Source organism: Mesorhizobium sp. YC-39, from assembly GCF_025753795.1.
Classification (GTDB): domain Bacteria; phylum Pseudomonadota; class Alphaproteobacteria; order Rhizobiales; family Rhizobiaceae; genus Mesorhizobium.
The window spans coordinates 39,114-54,889 of sequence record NZ_JAOWPS010000005.1 but is presented as its reverse complement, the minus strand read 5'-3'; the positions used below and the strand labels follow the sequence as shown (position 1 = coordinate 54,889).

Sequence of the window (15,776 nt, the reverse complement as noted above, 5' to 3'; positions counted from 1 at the left end):
GATGACTTCGCGTCGGGGTGCGGAGTCATCGCTGACAATCAACTGATTCAGTTTACACAAAAACGGACCTAACTTTATGAAATCCAACGTCAAAGCAGTTGTCATCGGCGGCGGTGTCGTCGGCTGCTCGGTGCTCTATCATCTGGCCAAGGCCGGCTGGACCGACATCATGCTGATCGAGCGCTCGGAGCTCACCTCCGGTTCGTCCTGGCATGCGGCGGGCGGCTTCCACACGCTGAACGGCGACCCCAACGTCGCCAAATTGCAGGCCTACACGGTGCAGCTCTACAAGGAGATCGAGGAGATTTCCGGCCAGTCCTGCTCGCTGCATCTGACCGGCGGTGTGATGATGGCGGATACGCCGGAGCGCATGGATTTCCTGCGTCTTGCCCACGCCAAGGGCCGCTATCTCGGCATGGACACCGAGCTGATCACGCCGTCCGAGGCCAAGGCGATGTTCCCGCTGATGGACGAGACCAACTTCGTCGGCGCCATGTGGGATCCGGTCGAGGGCCATCTCGACCCTTCCGGCACAACCATCGCCTACTCCAAGGCGGCCAAAAAGCTCGGCGCCGAGATCGTGCTGCGCAACCGCGTCGTCGAACTGACGCAGGAGGTCGACGGCACCTGGAACGTCGTCACCGAGCAAGGCACGGTGAAGGCCGAGCACGTCGTCAACTGTGGCGGCCTGTGGGCGCGCGAGATCGGCCGCATGGTCGGCGTCGAACTGCCGGTGCTGGCGATGGAGCATATGTATCTGCTGACCGAGCCGATGCCGGAGGTCGAGGCATTCAACAAATCGACCGGCCGCGAGATGATCGGCGTGCTCGACTTCAAGGGCGAGATCTACACCCGCCAGGAGCGCAACGGCATCCTGCTCGGCACCTATGAGAAGGCCTGCAAGCCATGGTCGCCGGTCAACACGCCCTGGGATTTCGGCCATGAGCTGCTGCAGCCCGACATTGACCGCATCGCGCCATCCCTGGAAATCGGCTTCAAGCACTTCCCCGGCATCGAGAAGGCCGGCATCAAGCAGATCATCAACGGCCCCTTCACCTTCGCGCTCGACGGCAATCCGCTCGTCGGCCCGGTGCAGGGCCTGACCAATTTCTGGTGCGCTTGCGCTGTCATGGCCGGTTTCAGCCAGGGCGGCGGCGTCGGTCTCGCGCTGTCGAACTGGATGGTCCATGGCGATCCCGGCTTCGACGTCTGGGGCATGGACGTGGCCCGCTTCGGCGAGTGGGCAAGCCTTCGCTACACCAACGCCAAGGTGCGCGAGAACTATTCGCGCCGCTTCTCGATCCGCTTCCCCAATGAGGAATTGCCGGCCGCGCGGCCGGCGCAAACGACCCCGCTCTACGACACGATGTTGGCCAACAACGCCGTCATGGGTGATAGCTGGGGTCTCGAGACTCCGCTCTGGTTCGCGCCGAAGGGCAAGGAGCCGAAGGACATCGTCTCCTTCCATCGCTCAAACGACTTCGACCCGATCGGCGAGGAAGTGCGCGCCACGCGCGACAAGGTCGGCGTCACCGAGATCGCCAACTTCGCCAAATACGAGGTATCGGGACCGGGAGCGGAAGACTTCCTCAACCGGCTGATGACCAACCGCATGCCGAAGACCGGCCGCATCGTGCTGACGCCGATGATCAACGAATTCGGTAAGCTCATCGGCGACTTCACCATCGCCAAGGCCGGCCCAAGGGATGGTGAGGACCGCTTCATGATCTGGGGCTCGTCCGCCGCGCAGAAATACCACATGCGCTGGTTCGAGAAGCATCTGCCGAAGGACGGTAGCGTGCGCATCCACCGCTTCGACCAGACGCTTGTCGGTCTCTCGATCGCCGGACCGAAATCCCGCGACCTGCTGCAGAAGCTCGTCGATGTCGACATCTCGACCAAGGCCTTCCGCTTCATGGATTTCCGCGAGATGGCCGTCGGCGGCGCGCCCTGCATGGTCAATCGCATCACTTACACCGGCGACCTTGGCTACGAGATCTGGATGGCGCCGGCCTATCAGCGCCTCGTCTATCATGCGATCAAGGAGGCCGGCGAGGAGTTTGGCCTCGTCGATTTCGGCATGCGCGCTCTGCTGTCGATGCGCCTCGAAAAGAACTTCCCGACCTGGTTCCGCGAACTGCGCCCGATCTACGGTCCGTTCGAAGGCTCGATGGACCGCTTCATCAAACTGGAGAAGAACGATTTCATCGGCCGCGAGGCCGCCGCCAAGGAACAGGCGGAAGGTCCAAAACTGCGCCGCGTCTCCTTCTTCGTCGACGCGGCCGACGCCGATGTGATGGGCGACGAGCCGATCTGGGCCAAGGTCAGCAAGGACTATGGCACGGTGGAAAAGCCGCATGGCTACGGCGCGCCGCGCTTCGACACCTCAGGCAAGGAAGTGCGTGGCTCGAAGGCCGCGCAAGGCGCCTCGGCCGTACGCGGCATTGTCGATGGTGACTGGCGCGTGGTCGGCTGGGTCACCTCCGGCGGCTACGCGCACTATGTCCAGAAGTCGATGGCGCAGGGCTATGTGCCGGCGGCCCTTGCCGAGGACGAGAGTGCAGGACTGTTCGAGATCGAGATCCTCGGCCACCGGCGCCCGGCCCGCATCAATGTCGAGCCGCCTTTCGATCCGAGTGGCGAGAAGATGCGGACCTAGGAGCGATCAGAGCTGCATTGTGCGGGGCAAGGTCTTCATGCTAGCGGAGCCAGCGGCAACTATGCCGTCATGGGGCGATGAGAATTCCTTGAAGTATTCCATGAAATGGGCCGAATGGCTTGCCGAGGGCAGGATCGGCCCCTTCCCCGCGGCGATGGCCATGGTCGCCCTTTACTGCTGCATTCAGATCGCCGTGTTGCCGCTGGTCAGCCTCTGGGCGGGAACCGGAGTAGGCGTCGATGACTCCGAACAGCTGATGTATATGCGGTTTTTATGGGCAGGCTACGGCGGCTCGCAGCCGCCGCTCTATTCCTGGCTCGGCTGGCTGATGTCGTCGGTGTTTGGAACCAGCATCGTTACGCTTAAAATCCTGAAATATTCGCTGATTTTCATCGGGCTGACGTCGGTCTTCATCGCCGTGCGCAAACTGGGATACTCCCAGCGTACGGCGGTAGCCTCGATGTTCGGCCTGTGGCTGTTTCCCCAGGTGATCTGGGAAATGCAGCACACCTTGTCGCACAGCGTCGCCGCCTTGTGTCTTTCGGGCGTGCTGCTGCTGGCGCTCGTCCAGCTTTTGCAGCGCAAGTCGCTACTGGCCTATGTCCTGTTCGGGGTGGCGGTCGGCGCGGCCATCCTGGCGAAATACAACAATTTCATCCTGATTGCCGCAATGCTGGCGGCGACTTTGTCGTTGCGCGAAGCGCGCCAGGCCATCTTGCGTCCGCAGATCGCGATCAGCTTGATCATGGCACTACTGGTGTGTGTGCCGACACTGTACTGGAACGCCACCCATCCGGGTGAGTTGCTGGCGCGCAGCTACAAATTCGGCATCGATGACGGCGACGGCGCCCTTCTCGTCGCACTGAACGGCATCCTCGACCTCGGCCAGGCCGCGCTGAATTTTGCCATCCTGCCGGTCGTGATTTTTGAGGTGGCAATGCTGGCGGGACGGGTCGTTCCATCGGATTTGCGCGAACGATTTCCTGATTCCGAGAAACTGGTATGGCGCATTCTCGGCTTCGGAATCTGCATCACCATCATCCTGGTGCTCGCCAGCGGCGCCACCCGGTTCCAGGACCGCTGGCTGCTGCCGATCCTGCTTTTTCTTCCTGTCGCTTTCGCGGTCCGCATGGATGCTCTTGGCGACAAAGGCAGGACCGCGCAAAACCTCGTCATCACCGTTGCAGCCGCACTGGCCATTCTGATCGTACCCGGGACTTGGGCTTATCAGGTCTATGGCGGAAAGGGCCAGGGGCGTGTCGTCCGTCTGGACTACCAGACCTTGTACCGCGGCCTGACTGCGGGTGGCGCGATCAAGACGGTCACGTCGGACTGGCACTGGGTCGGAAACCTCAGGCTCGCCGATCCCAACCTTGTCGTCCTCGGAAAAGAAGTGCCGGGTTTCGCTGCGTTGCTGCAGGAGCCCGCCGTTCTGGTCTGGCTTGACAAGCCAAACCCGGAGCCAGAGATCCTGGAGCGCATCCATCAGGCAGGTTTTGACATGGATGGCGCAAGCCGCAGCCTCAGGATTCCCGAATTCTTCGGCTCAAAGGACGGCAGGCTCGTAAACGTCGTCAGGTTGAAGAAGCAGGACGCAAAATGAACGAGCAAGGCACCGAGCGACGGTTCGGCCGTCACCGCAAGATCATGCCGTTCGAGCCGGACGAAGCTGGCTCCATCGATGCATTGCGCCAGGAGTCGCGGCAGAAGGCCGCCGGACTCAACCAGCATGTGCTGGGCTATGGCGTACTGGCGGAAGCCGAATGGCACGCCGCCGGCATCGCCGCTCCCGACCTGCCCATCATGCGCAAGTATCGGCTCGACCGTATCCGCGCCGAGCTCAAGCGCCGCGATTATGCGGGAGTCCTGCTCTACGACCCGGTCAACATCCGCTACGCGACCGATTCGACCAACATGCAGCTCTGGGTCGCGCACAATCCGACCAGGCATTGCTTCGTCGCCACCGAAGGCCCGGTGGTACTGTTCGACTATTTCTCCTGCGAGCATCTCTCCGACCATTCCGGTGTCGTCGACGAGGTGCGGCCGGCGGTGTCGTGGATGTATCTCTACAGCGGCGAACTGACCGAATTGAAGGTGCGCCGCTGGGCGGCTGGCATCGCCGATCTGGTGAAGGAGCATGGCGGCGGCAACAACCGCATCGCCATCGATCACATCAACCCCGAGGGCGTCGAGGAACTCGCCCGCCTCGGCATTTCGATCGGCAATGGCGAAGCGGTGATGGAGAACGCGCGGCTGCTCAAATCGGCCGACGAGATCCTGGCCATGCGCCGGGCGATCGTCGCTTGCGAAGCGGCGATGGGCGAGATGGAAAAGGCGCTAAAGCCAGGCCTCTCCGAAAACGAGCTCTGGGCCGAACTGCACCGCGGCAACATCGCGCGCGGCGGCGAATGGATCGAAACCCGGCTGCTGTCGTCGGGCCCGCGCACCAACCCATGGTTCCAGGAATGCTCGTCCCGCATCATCGAAGCCGGCGATCTCGTTGCGTTCGACACCGACCTGATCGGCCCTTACGGCTTCTGCGCCGATCTTTCGCGCACCTGGCTTTGCGGCGACGCAAAACCGTCGAACGAGCAGCGTGACCTCTTCCGCATCGCCGCCGATCAGATCGCCCACAACACCGAACTGATGCGGCCGGGCACATCGTTCCGCGATCTTGTCGAACGCTCGGCAGTGCCGCCAGGCGATTGCTTCCCGACCCGCTACGGCGTGCTTTATCACGGCGTCGGCCTGGCCGACGAATACCCGACGCTGCCGCATGCCAGCGACTGGACCGAAGACACGCCCTATGGCGTACTGGAGCCAAGCATGGTGCTGTGCGTTGAGAGCTATATCGGCCGACTTGGCGGCCACGAGGGCGTCAAGATCGAGGAGCAGATCCTGATCACCGCAACCGGCAATGAGCAGCTTTCGACCTATCCGCTCGATGAGCGGCTGCTCGGCGGCTGATCGCCCTCGGACCGGATTTCAGCCAACCGCCGCGACAGCCTGGCGCAACGCAGCGAGGGTCTCTTCCGGTGTGGTTCTGGCGGTTATGAACGGCAAGCCCTTGCGCCGCCCCGTCCAGCCGACGACTGCTACTTTTTGCGCCGCTGGCTCGAAGCGCTGCGCCAGCGCCCAGCTCTGACAGTCAATGGCCGCGACATCGGCCCTGCCCTCGGCGACCGCAACGATCGAGCCGCGATGGCCGCCGCTTGTGCCGCGCGAGGCGAAGACGTCCAGACTCTCGCCCATTGCCTCCAGGTCGCGCGTCAGGCCGATGAAGCCGGACATGGAATCGACGCTGTTGAAGGTGAACCGCTTGCCGCGCATCAGATCGAGCGGGATCGAGGGCCTGCCGTCGTTAGGCGAGGCAACTGACGGCGCCTCACCCACCCGCATCACCAGCGCGCTCGAATAGAGCTCGCCCTGCCCACCCTCATAGGCGTCATAGCTCGGCTGGCCGATCACCTGGACTTGGCTGGCAAGGCCGAGTTCCATTGGCCCCCAGCAGGTCTGCGCGAAAAGTAGTGCCGGATGCAGCCAGAGCTTGTGAAAGTCGAGCTCGTCCGGCGGCAGTGACGCAGGATCAGGAGCGAGCAGCTTTCCCTCGGCATCGCGAATACCATCCGGCACCGGCGGCAGGTCGCCATTGCGGCGAATAGTGGCTTCCGGCGCGTCGATGCCGTTTTGCCGGAAAGCATCTCGCAATCGCGCCCATTGGGCGTCGACCTCGTCCTTGGCCTCGGGCCAGTCATACATCGGCAAAGCCGCAATGAATTCGCTCATGCCGGAAATCGACCGTTGCCAGAGGATTGATAGGGTCATGGGCGCCAGGCGCCCGGGCAAGCTTAGCCGCTAGCGCGGCAAAGTCATAAAATTATTCCTTCGGCGGCTCAGCCGGAACCGGCGCGCTGCCTAGCCCATTGAGGCTGCGCGCCCTGACGCGCGGCTTGAATGCCCTGCCCGGTTCCGGTGCGCGCCTGAGCACGGGGTGGACGATCGGCTCCTTCGCCTTGAAGGCATATGCCTTGAGCAGCGCGAAATAATTCGGATAGGCGTAGCCATTGTTCATCCGCAGCCATTCGTCACGGCGGTCGGCAAACAGTTTCGGCAGCCGGTACCAGGCCACAGTCGGGCTCTTGTGATGGACGAAATGCAGATTGTTGTTGAGAAACAGGAAGGACAGCGGCGAACGCTCGACGATCACCGTGCGGCCTTCCGGATGCTCCGACCACTGATGCTCGGCAAAAGTGCGGATCGAGATCAGCGACTGGCCGAGCCACACCGGCACCAGAATGTAGAGCCACAGCGGGATGCCGAAGCCGAACTGCACGACAGGCAACACGACTGCGAGGCCGATGGCATGCAGCAGCCATGCCTTGCGGATCGCCTTGTCGCCGGCAATTATCTGCTTGGCATCATCGATGAAGAAGCCGATGCAGGAAAGCCACGGGCCGAGCACGAGGCGGCCAACCATGGTGTTGTTGATCCTGAGCAGGAATTTCATCGCCGGCGGCAATTCGTCATGGTGCCACAGCGCCTTGTAGTAGCTCTCGGGATCGTCCAGCGGATCGGTCAGCCGCTCGTCGGCATGGTGGCGCAGATGGATGGTCTTGAAACGACGGTAAGGCCAGACAAGACCGATCGGCAGGAAGACGAAAGCTTCGTTGATCCGCGCATTGCGGGTCGGATGACCGTGCAACACTTCGTGCATGATCGATGATTGCAGCGCGGCGGTGAAGGACAGTATGGCAAGGGCCAGGATCGGGTAGGACGGCCAGACCAGAAAGCCGGTGACGATCCAGATGCCGTAGCAGAAAAATGCGAGAAACACGGTCGGCCATTCGATGGCCGTTGCACTGCGTCGTCTATTACCCGTGTTCGTCATGCTATCGACCACTGCCTTTCAGTCGCCGGAACCCCTCTGATTCCTGACAGCATTGTGTCAGGAGTGTTGGGTTGCTGCAACGCGACAAAGTGCACAAACTGTTGCGATTGCGCATTTAAAGCCGCACATGTTATCTATTGTAAACAAGCCTGAGGATTCATTTACGCCTGCGGCGCAACCTTGGCGGCTTCAGCGCAAATTTTTCCTCCAGGAGCCGGAGCAAAAATGATGGACAAGCGCGACCTGTCGACGATCTTTCGCGAGCGCCTGAAAATGCTCTTGACACGGTCAGACTTGAACCAGTCGGCTTTCGCCACGGCCGTGGGCATCGACCGGTCCGCGCTTTCGCAGCTTCTCTCCGGCGCTTCCACGCGCCTCCCCCGTGCCGAGACGCTGCTCAACATCGCCGCCGAATTCAAGGTGTCTCTCGACTGGCTGCTCGGCCTCAGCCAGGACGAGGGCGTCACCGGCGAAATTCGAGAAAGTCTCGAGATCGAGGAGGCGCCCGACGGCTTCGACCGCACGCTGCTGGCCAAATGGCATGCGGAGGCCGCAGGCACGAAAATCCGCTACGTGCCGGCCGGCATTCCGGACCTTCTGCGCACCGAGGCGCTGGTCGACTATGAAGCCGGCATCACCAACAAGAGCCGCGAGGCCCAGGCCGGCGAGACGCAGTACCGCATCGAATACAACCGGCGGCCGGAAACCGACATGGAGGTCTGCATGCCGCGCCATACGCTGGAGATCTTTGCGCGCGGGCTGGGCGTATGGGATCGTTTCCCCGAAGCCGACCGCCACCAGCAGCTTCTCCATATGGCGACGCTGCTCGACGACCTTTATCCCACCTTCCGCCTGTTTCTCTATGACGGGCGGATGCGCTATTCGATCCCCTACACGATCTTCGGGCCTTACCGCGCCGCCATCTATGTCGGCGACATGTATCTGGTGCTCAACGCGACCCAGCCGGTCCGCACGCTCACCAGCCATTTCGACAATCTGATCCGCGCCGCCGACGTCAACGCGCATGAGGCCGCGAGCTTCACGCAAAGGCTGGCTCAAATGCGCTTTTGACAGGCGACGACGCGCTCTCGACGTTGACGCCATATAAAGAATTCTTTATATCCTTATCTCAAAGAAAATCCCGGCCCAAAGAATTCCCGGAAGGCGTATTCACCATGACCAACCCGATCGACGCGCTGCTTGCCGAAAAGGGCGTTCTGCTCGCCGATGGCGCCACCGGCACCAATCTGTTCGCCATGGGGCTGGAGGCCGGCGAGGCCCCCGAGCTGTTGAACGAGACCGCGCCCGACACCATCACCAGCCTGCACCAGAACTTTGTCGATGCCGGCGCCGATATCATCCTGACCAACTCCTTCGGCGGCACCCGCCACCGCTTGAAGCTGCATCATGCGCAGGACCGCGTGCATGCGCTGAACCAGCGCGCCGCCGAGATCGCCCGCGCCGTCGCCGACAAAGCGGGCCGCAGGGTCATCGTCGCCGGCTCGGTCGGCCCGACCGGCGAATTGCTGGTGCCGCTCGGTGCCATGACCTATGACGAGGCGGTCGAGGCTTTCGCCGAACAGATCGAAGGCCTGAAGGCCGGCGGCGCCGAAGTCGCCTGGATCGAAACCATGTCGGCGCCGGACGAAATCCGCGCCGCGGCCGAAGCCGCCATCCGCGTCGGCCTGCCCTATACCTATACCGGCTCCTTCGATACCGCCGGTCGCACCATGATGGGCCTGCTGCCGAAGGACATCCACGGCGTCGTCGACGGACTGTCGCAAGCGCCGCTCGGTGTCGGCGCCAATTGCGGTGTCGGTGCCTCCGACATTCTCGCCTCGCTGCTCGACATGACCGAGGCGAAGCCCGAGGCAACGGTGATCGTCAAGGGCAATTGCGGCATTCCGGAATTTCGCGGCACCGAGATCCACTATTCCGGCACGCCCGAGCTGATGGCCGACTATGTCAGGCTCGCAGTCGATGCCGGCGCCAGGATCGTCGGCGGCTGCTGCGGCACCTCGTTCCAGCACCTCGCCGCCATGCGCAAGGCGCTTGACGCGCACACCCGGTCGGATCGCCCGACCGTCGAGACGATCGTCGAGCGCATCGGCCCGATGCGCAACAAGCAGGCGACGGCCAACACCGCCGAGACCAGCGAAGCCCGCCGCGAGCGCCGGCGCAGCCGCGCCTGACGCGGTTCGTGGCCCGGTTGAAAAAAGGCCGGCAAGGTTTCCCCTGCCGGCCTGCCTCACCCGCCCGTGGGCCGGTTTCCCCTATCAGAACGACCCCATCTGAAGGAACCCGGCCGTCATCGCCACTACCGATTGCCGCCCAGCGCCGAGGCAAGGCGCACAAGCGAGAGGAACTCGGACCTGTACCCGAACGGGTCGGCTCCCCGGGCGGCAGTGGCAATCTCGACAATCTTGTCGTAGCCGAACTTCGCCGTCGCATCCTCGTCGCGCAGCTTCTGGCCGAAGGCCGCGACGGCGACGGAGAAACGCTGATCGATGCTGGCCTGGTCGAAGGACGAGACTTCATTGGCTGAAGTCACCGGCGTGGTGATCAGCTTCGAGACATCCTCGTTCGGCAGCTTGTAGCGGATCTTGACGAAGGCATATTCGTCGGCGTTGGCGACCCCGCCATTGTTCACCGAAGCCTGGCCGTAGCGCAGCGGATCGATCTGTTCGCCGCCGCTGCCCTTCGGCGTGATTTCGTAGATCGCGGTGACCGAATGGCCCGAGCCGATCTCGCCGGCATCGACGCGGTCATTGTTGAAATCCTCGCGGTTCAAGGCGCGGGTCTCATAGCCGATAAGCCGGTATTCCGAGACCTTGTTCGGGTTGAATTCGACCTGGATCTTCACGTCCTTGGCGATGGTGAACAGCGTCGAGGACGCGTCTTCGATCAGAACCTTCTCGGCCTCGGCCAAAGTGTCGATATAGGCGGCCGTGCCGTTGCCGTTCTGCGCAATGGTCTGCATCATCTGGTCGTTCAGATTGCCACGGCCGAAGCCGAACACCGACAGGAACACGCCGGTCTTGCGCTCCTGCTCGATCAGCCGCTTCAGGTCGTCATCGTCGGTCTGGCCGACATTGAAGTCGCCATCCGTGGCCAGCATCACCCGATTGACCCCGTCCTTAACGAAGGACTTCTGCGCCAGCCGGTAAGCCTCCTTGATGCCCGCCTCGCCGGCCGTCGAGCCGCCCGGCCTCAAAGTGTCGATGGCATTGAGGATCTTGTCCTTCTCCGAGACCTTGGTCGGTTCGAGAACGGTGCCTGCGTCACCCGCATAGGTGACGATCGAGACAGTGTCGTCGGGCTTCAGCTTGCTGACCAGCAGGCGGAAGGCCGACTGCAGGAGCGGCAGCTTGTCCTGCTCGTTCATCGACCCCGAGACGTCGATCAGGAAGACCAGATTGGCCTTGGGCTGCTCGGCGGGCTTCACGTCGAAACCCTTGATGGCGACATGCATCAACTTGGTGTGCTCGTTCCACGGCGTCGGCATGACGCTGACCGTCGAGTTGAACGGCGTCGAGGCAGTGTCCGGCCCCTTCCAGTCATAGGGGAAGTAGTTGATCATCTCCTCGACGCGGACCGTGTCGGCCTGCGGCAAAGCACCTTCCTTCAGCGAGCGCCGCACGAAGGAATAGGATGCCGTGTCGACGTCGATCGAGAAGGTCGAGACCGGGTCTTCAAGCGCTGCACGCACCGGATTGGTCTTGAAATCCTCGACGCGGTCGCGGTTTTGCTCAGGCGGCAGCATCTGGTCGGCCGGCATGGCCTGCGGCTGCACCATCAGCTTGGATTCGGCGCCGGGCATGCGGCCGGCCTGCGCGGCGCCATTGGCACCGCCATCCAGCGCAAAACCCCTGCTGGGCGCCGGCGCAGGCGCCTGCTTTCGAGCCGGCAATGTTGCGTACTCTGTCGTGGCCGGTGCCTCGGCCTTCGGCGGCGAGGCCGGCGCGGCGAGCGCCTCGGTCGCGTCGCGGCTTTCGCTGTCAGTGTCGGCTTTCTTCTGCTTTTCGGGCTCGGCTACCGTCAGCGGCTTCACTGTGGCTGGTTTGTCGGCCAGCGTTTCGGTGATCTTCCCGCCCCCACTGGAGTGGAGCGACTGCTCCTGCAGCATATAAATGGTGGCGTATCCGGCGATCGGCAGGGCGACGAGCCCGGCAATAGCCGGCGTGGCGAAGAGTTTCTTTGGCATGATTTCGCTCCAGAGCTTTTGTGCTCGCTCTGTGAGACGAAGCCCGTTCGCCGATCCTTGGGCGACGGTGTCAATTTTTTCGTCCATGTCGTAGGCGCGCATGGCGGCCTCGAAGGCACGCGCCTTCGCGTCGGTGTCCGGCGCCGGTACAGCTGCGTCGCGCAGCCTGTTGAGTTCGTTGTCGTCGACCATGGTCACACTTCCCCGGCTGAACGCATCAACGTCTTCAGCCGTTTTTTCGCTTCATGGATGTGCCAGGAAACCGTCGTCTCCGAGATCGCCATCGCCTCGGCGGCGGCTGCGTGGCTGAGCCCTTCGCCATAAACCAGAAGCACCGCGTCGCGCTGCTTGTCCGGCAGCTTGCGCACCGCCGCCCAAAGCGCCTCGGCCGGATCTTCCGGCTCGGCCGGCGCCTCTCCCGAGATCAGCGCGTAGGCGCCATAGGCTTCGGTCTTGACCGTCTCGCGGGCGGTCTTGCGCATCATGTCGCGCGCCGCATTCAGCGTCATGGTGTAGAGCCAGGTCGTGAAGGCACCGCTGCCATGATAGTCGCGGATCGCCCGGCCGAGCCGGACGCAGACTTCCTGGGCGATGTCCTCGGCGTCGGCCTTTTTCCCGCACCAGCGATAGGCGGCGCGATAGACGAAGCCATAGTGCCTTTCGAGCAATTTGCCGAAGGCACCCCTGTCTCCGTCCTTCGCCCGCTCGATCAATTCGGCGTCGGAGGCTTCGCTTTCATCCAGCATCATCGCCATCATTTGCCTGTTGGACGAAGGCTAGTGGCGATTCCTTGGGCGATGGAAAGATTTTTTTGGAAGGGTGGTCAGACAGTGACCGTCGGCGCCCTACCCCAGCGTCTCGGCAAACAGCGTGGTCAGCCGCTTCCAGTGACGCTCGGCGCCGGTCGCATCGAAGGCGCTGTGGTCCGGCACGCACCAGCCATGCGCCATGCCGACATAATTTTCGAGTGTGTGGTCGATTCCGCCCGCCCTGAGCGCTTCGGCCAGCCGCGCCGACTGCTCTGGCGGAAAACTTCCGTCAACGCCCGCCGTGCCGACATAGACCCTTGCTTTGATCGACGCCGCCTTGCGGTGCGGACTGTCGGCGGCGTCGCTGGCCAGATTGCCGCCATGGAAACTGGCGGCGGCTTTTATCCTTTCAGGATAGGAGGCGGCAGCGTTCAGTGCGCGCGCGCCGCCCATGCAATAGCCGACTGTGCCGACCGGTCCGGTGACGCCCTCGGCAGCCAGCGCGTCGAGAAACGCGCCGCTGTCGCTGATGGTCATCTCCTGCGTCGTGCCGCTGACCAGCGCCATCCGGTCTTGGCGTCGAATGGACCATAGGGCGCGTTGCGGTAGAAGAGGTCCGGCACCAGCACCGCATAGCCCTCGCCCGCCAGCCGCTCGGCCATGCCGTCGAGCGCCGGTCGCGGGCCGAAGGCGTCCATGTAGAGGATGATGCCGGCCGTGGTCGCAGCCGAGCGGAACAGTCCGGCTTTGGCGATGCCGTCCCTGGTCGTGATCTGAATGTCCTGCTTCGCCATGGCCCGCTCCATTCAATTGCCGCGCGATACATAGCCCGGCGGGCCGGCAGGGCAAGACGTTTCCCTGTGTCAGGTCAACACTTCGTGCTGGATTGCATGACGGGCTAGAGAGCCGCGAACGCCGCCATATGAAATGCCTGCACTTCGGCCGGGTAGCGGTAGGCAGTCCCATAGGGACAGGCGTTACGGTCGAGACAGCCGCCGGTGCGGCAAGGTTCGCCATTCGGTCCGCGCACATGCCCAAGACAGGACTGATAGGCGAATCCTTTGGTTGAATAAGCCTCGACCGGGCAGGATTTCAGGCAAGGTTTTTCGACACATGCATCGCAAAGGTGTATCGCCACTTCAGCCGGCCGAGCCGAAATCTCATCCTCGAACAGCAGCGCGCCGCGATAGGCGTGCCAGAGCCCGTATAGCGGGTGCATGAGGATGCCCAGCGGCGACGGCTTCAGTCCCTCCGCCCGCATCGCCCACTGCTGGAACGGCAGATAGGGCTTGTCCGAAGGCGAGACCGCCCGCGCGCCAAAATCCTGCGCCACCGCGCCGATCACCTCGCGCGACCATGTGTCGAGCGGATTGGCGATGGCCTGCGCTTGCCGTTCGCGCCAGCGCAGGAAATGCGGCCAAGGTGCGGCGCCCGCCTGCCCCACCAGCAGCACGGATTTTGCGCCGGAGAGGCCGGGAGTTGCCTCCTCTCCATCGGCAAAATTGAAGCCGCCGCGAAGGATCAGGCCGTCACGGGCCAGCGCTGCTGCGATGCTTTCGATCCGGCCGCGCAAATCATCCCTTCTTGTCCGGGTCGGAGAAGGCGCTCCGCCAGACTTCCTTGTGAATGATGTTGGCGACTTTAGCCCCGCCTGACTCGGGCTCCTTTCACGTGAAGGCGTCGGCCATCGACGCCTTCTTCGTGGCGATGAAGTCCTTCAGACCGTCATCGATGCCCGGATCGAGATACGGCGCCTCGTAGCTTTCCAGCCAGCGGCGGGCGAGTTCGTTGGCCCGCTGCGGCGCGGTCTTCTCGCCTTCGGCGAGCCACTGCTCGTAGGAATTGTTGTCGGCGATGTTGGAACGGTAGAAGGCGGTCTGGAAATTGGCCTGGGTGTGATCGCAGCCGAGATAGTGACTGCCGGGACCGACCTGGCGGATGGCGTCCATCGCCTGGCCGTTCTCCGACAGGTCGACGCCCTCCGAAAACTTCTGCGTCATGCCGAGCTGGTCGATGTCCATCATGAATTTTTCGTAACAGGAGGCGAGCCCGCCCTCGAGCCAGCCGGCCGAGTGGAGCACGAAATTGGTGCCGGCAAGGATTGTCGAGTTCAGCGTGTTGGCGCTCTCATAGGCCGCCTGCGCGTCCGGTATCTTCGAGGCGCACAACGAGCCGCCGGTGCGGAACGGCAGGCCAAGCCGGCGCGCGAGCTGCGCCGCGCCATAGGAGACCAGCGACGGTTCCGGCGTGCCGAAGGTCGGCGCGCCCGACTGCATCGAGATCGACGAGGCGAAAGTGCCGAACAGCACCGGCGCGCCCGGCCGGATCAACTGCGTGAACGATGCGCCGGCCAGCACCTCGGCCAGAACCTGCGTCAGCGTGCCGGCGACCGTCACCGGGCTCATCGCGCCGGCGAGGATGAATGGCGTCACGATGCAGGCCTGGTTGTGGCGCGAATAGACCTTCAGCGCGCCCAGCATCGTCTCGTCGAACACCATCGGCGAATTGGCATTGATCAGGCTGGTCAGCACCGTGTTGTTCTCGACGAAATCGTCGCCGAACACGATCTTGGCCATCGCCACCGTGTCTTCGGCACGCTCCGGCGCGGTCACCGAGCCCATGAACGGCTTGTCCGAATATTTGATGTGCGAATAGACCATGTCGAGATGGCGCTTGTTGACCGGCACGTCGACCGGCTCGCACACAGTACCGCCCGAATGGTGGATCGACGGCGCCATATAGGCGAGCTTCACGAAATTGCGGAAATCCTCGATCGTCGCATAGCGCCGGACGCCGTCGAGGTCGCGCACGAAGGGCGGCCCATAGACCGGCGCGAACACCGTGGCGTTGCCGCCGACCTGCACCGAGCGGTCCGCATTGCGGGCATGTTGGGTATAGACGGACGGCGCGGTCTTCAACAGCGAGCGGCAGAGGCCTTTGGGGAAGTGCACGCGCTCGCCCTTGACGTCGGCGCCGGCCTCTTTCCACAGCTGCAGTGCTTCGGCGTCGTCGCGAAAGATGATACCGATCTCCTCCAGCACCGTATCGGTGTTCTTCTCGATCAGCGCCAGCCCTTCCTCGTCCAGCACTTCATAGACGTTGATCTTGCGCTTGATGTAGGTGAGCTGGGTGCCGGGGCCGCCGCCCGAGCGCGCCGCCCGCCGGGCAGCAGCACCGCCGCTGGCAGCGCGGCCACGTCGGGCGTTTGACGCTTCCTGATCGACTGGCGCGTTCTCACTCATGATCGTTCTTCCCTAAATCTGTTCCGGCCTGAAT

At 63.2% G+C, this 15,776-nt stretch carries 11 protein-coding genes and 1 pseudogene; 5 read left to right on the top strand and 7 right to left on the bottom strand.

Annotated features, from left to right (window positions below):
* Nucleotides 1-76 precede the first annotated feature (76 nt).
* The 3 genes from OHD62_RS25965 to OHD62_RS25955 all read left to right on the top strand — a co-directional run bounded on the left by OHD62_RS25965 (nt 77) and on the right by OHD62_RS25955 (nt 5,626).
* On the top strand, nt 77-2,659 hold the full coding sequence (locus OHD62_RS25965; protein WP_263788686.1) for a GcvT family protein: 2,583 nt from the start codon (nt 77-79) through the stop codon (nt 2,657-2,659).
* Nucleotides 2,660-2,747: 88 nt separating this feature from the next.
* Nucleotides 2,748-4,262 carry an ArnT family glycosyltransferase gene (locus tag OHD62_RS25960; protein WP_263788684.1) on the top strand — a complete coding sequence of 505 codons (1,515 nt, stop codon included), beginning with the start codon at nt 2,748-2,750 and terminating at the stop codon, nt 4,260-4,262.
* The gene (locus OHD62_RS25955; protein WP_263788682.1) at nt 4,259-5,626 is read left to right on the top strand and encodes a M24 family metallopeptidase; all 1,368 of its coding nucleotides are present in this window, start codon (nt 4,259-4,261) and stop codon (nt 5,624-5,626) included. The genes OHD62_RS25960 and OHD62_RS25955 overlap by 4 nt, the downstream gene beginning before the upstream one ends.
* A gap of 18 nt (nt 5,627-5,644) precedes the next feature.
* On the opposite strand, the gene OHD62_RS25950 is transcribed toward OHD62_RS25955, so the two are convergent.
* Nucleotides 5,645-6,445, bottom strand: a complete 801-nt coding sequence (locus OHD62_RS25950) for a phosphate/phosphite/phosphonate ABC transporter substrate-binding protein (protein WP_263788679.1) — start codon at nt 6,443-6,445, stop codon at nt 5,645-5,647.
* Nucleotides 6,446-6,536: 91 nt separating this feature from the next.
* On the bottom strand, nt 6,537-7,547 hold the full coding sequence (locus OHD62_RS25945; protein ID WP_263788678.1) for a fatty acid desaturase: 1,011 nt from the start codon (nt 7,545-7,547) through the stop codon (nt 6,537-6,539).
* 228 nt (nt 7,548-7,775) lie between these two features.
* On the opposite strand from OHD62_RS25945, the gene OHD62_RS25940 reads away from it, so the two are divergent.
* Nucleotides 7,776-8,618 carry a helix-turn-helix domain-containing protein gene (locus OHD62_RS25940; RefSeq protein ID WP_263790151.1) on the top strand — a complete coding sequence of 281 codons (843 nt, stop codon included), beginning with the start codon at nt 7,776-7,778 and terminating at the stop codon, nt 8,616-8,618.
* A 104-nt stretch (nt 8,619-8,722) separates the two neighbouring features.
* On the top strand, nt 8,723-9,739 hold the full coding sequence (gene bmt, locus OHD62_RS25935) for a betaine--homocysteine S-methyltransferase (RefSeq protein ID WP_263788676.1): 1,017 nt from the start codon (nt 8,723-8,725) through the stop codon (nt 9,737-9,739).
* A 125-nt stretch (nt 9,740-9,864) separates the two neighbouring features.
* Here bmt and OHD62_RS25930 read toward each other — a convergent pair whose 3' ends face one another.
* The 5 genes and pseudogenes from OHD62_RS25930 to OHD62_RS25910 form a co-directional block, all read right to left on the bottom strand.
* The gene (locus OHD62_RS25930) at nt 9,865-11,943 is read right to left on the bottom strand and encodes a vWA domain-containing protein (protein WP_263788674.1); all 2,079 of its coding nucleotides are present in this window, start codon (nt 11,941-11,943) and stop codon (nt 9,865-9,867) included.
* Nucleotides 11,944-11,945: 2 nt separating this feature from the next.
* On the bottom strand, nt 11,946-12,506 hold the full coding sequence (locus tag OHD62_RS25925) for an RNA polymerase sigma factor (protein ID WP_263788672.1): 561 nt from the start codon (nt 12,504-12,506) through the stop codon (nt 11,946-11,948).
* Between the two features lie 90 nt (nt 12,507-12,596).
* Nucleotides 12,597-13,294, bottom strand: a pseudogene (locus tag OHD62_RS25920) (dienelactone hydrolase family protein).
* A 104-nt stretch (nt 13,295-13,398) separates the two neighbouring features.
* Nucleotides 13,399-14,073: a hypothetical protein gene (locus OHD62_RS25915; protein WP_263788670.1), complete on the bottom strand. Its 675-nt coding sequence runs from the start codon at nt 14,071-14,073 to the stop codon at nt 13,399-13,401.
* A gap of 94 nt (nt 14,074-14,167) precedes the next feature.
* Nucleotides 14,168-15,742 (bottom strand): trimethylamine methyltransferase family protein, encoded by a 1,575-nt coding sequence (locus tag OHD62_RS25910; RefSeq protein ID WP_263788668.1) that lies wholly within the window; start codon nt 15,740-15,742, stop codon nt 14,168-14,170.
* Nucleotides 15,743-15,776 lie beyond the last annotated feature (34 nt).

Coding starts and splice junctions, on each gene's coding strand:
- bmt (WP_263788676.1), top strand. CDS start 8,723: ATGACCAACCCGATCGACGCGCTGCTTGCCGAAAAGGGCGTTCTGCTC.
- OHD62_RS25945 (WP_263788678.1), bottom strand. CDS start 7,547: ATGACGAACACGGGTAATAGACGACGCAGTGCAACGGCCATCGAATGG.
- OHD62_RS25950 (WP_263788679.1), bottom strand. CDS start 6,445: ATGAGCGAATTCATTGCGGCTTTGCCGATGTATGACTGGCCCGAGGCC.
- OHD62_RS25965 (WP_263788686.1), top strand. CDS start 77: ATGAAATCCAACGTCAAAGCAGTTGTCATCGGCGGCGGTGTCGTCGGC.
- OHD62_RS25940 (WP_263790151.1), top strand. CDS start 7,776: ATGGACAAGCGCGACCTGTCGACGATCTTTCGCGAGCGCCTGAAAATG.
- OHD62_RS25955 (WP_263788682.1), top strand. CDS start 4,259: ATGAACGAGCAAGGCACCGAGCGACGGTTCGGCCGTCACCGCAAGATC.
- OHD62_RS25925 (WP_263788672.1), bottom strand. CDS start 12,506: ATGGCGATGATGCTGGATGAAAGCGAAGCCTCCGACGCCGAATTGATC.
- OHD62_RS25930 (WP_263788674.1), bottom strand. CDS start 11,943: ATGGTCGACGACAACGAACTCAACAGGCTGCGCGACGCAGCTGTACCG.
- OHD62_RS25910 (WP_263788668.1), bottom strand. CDS start 15,742: ATGAGTGAGAACGCGCCAGTCGATCAGGAAGCGTCAAACGCCCGACGT.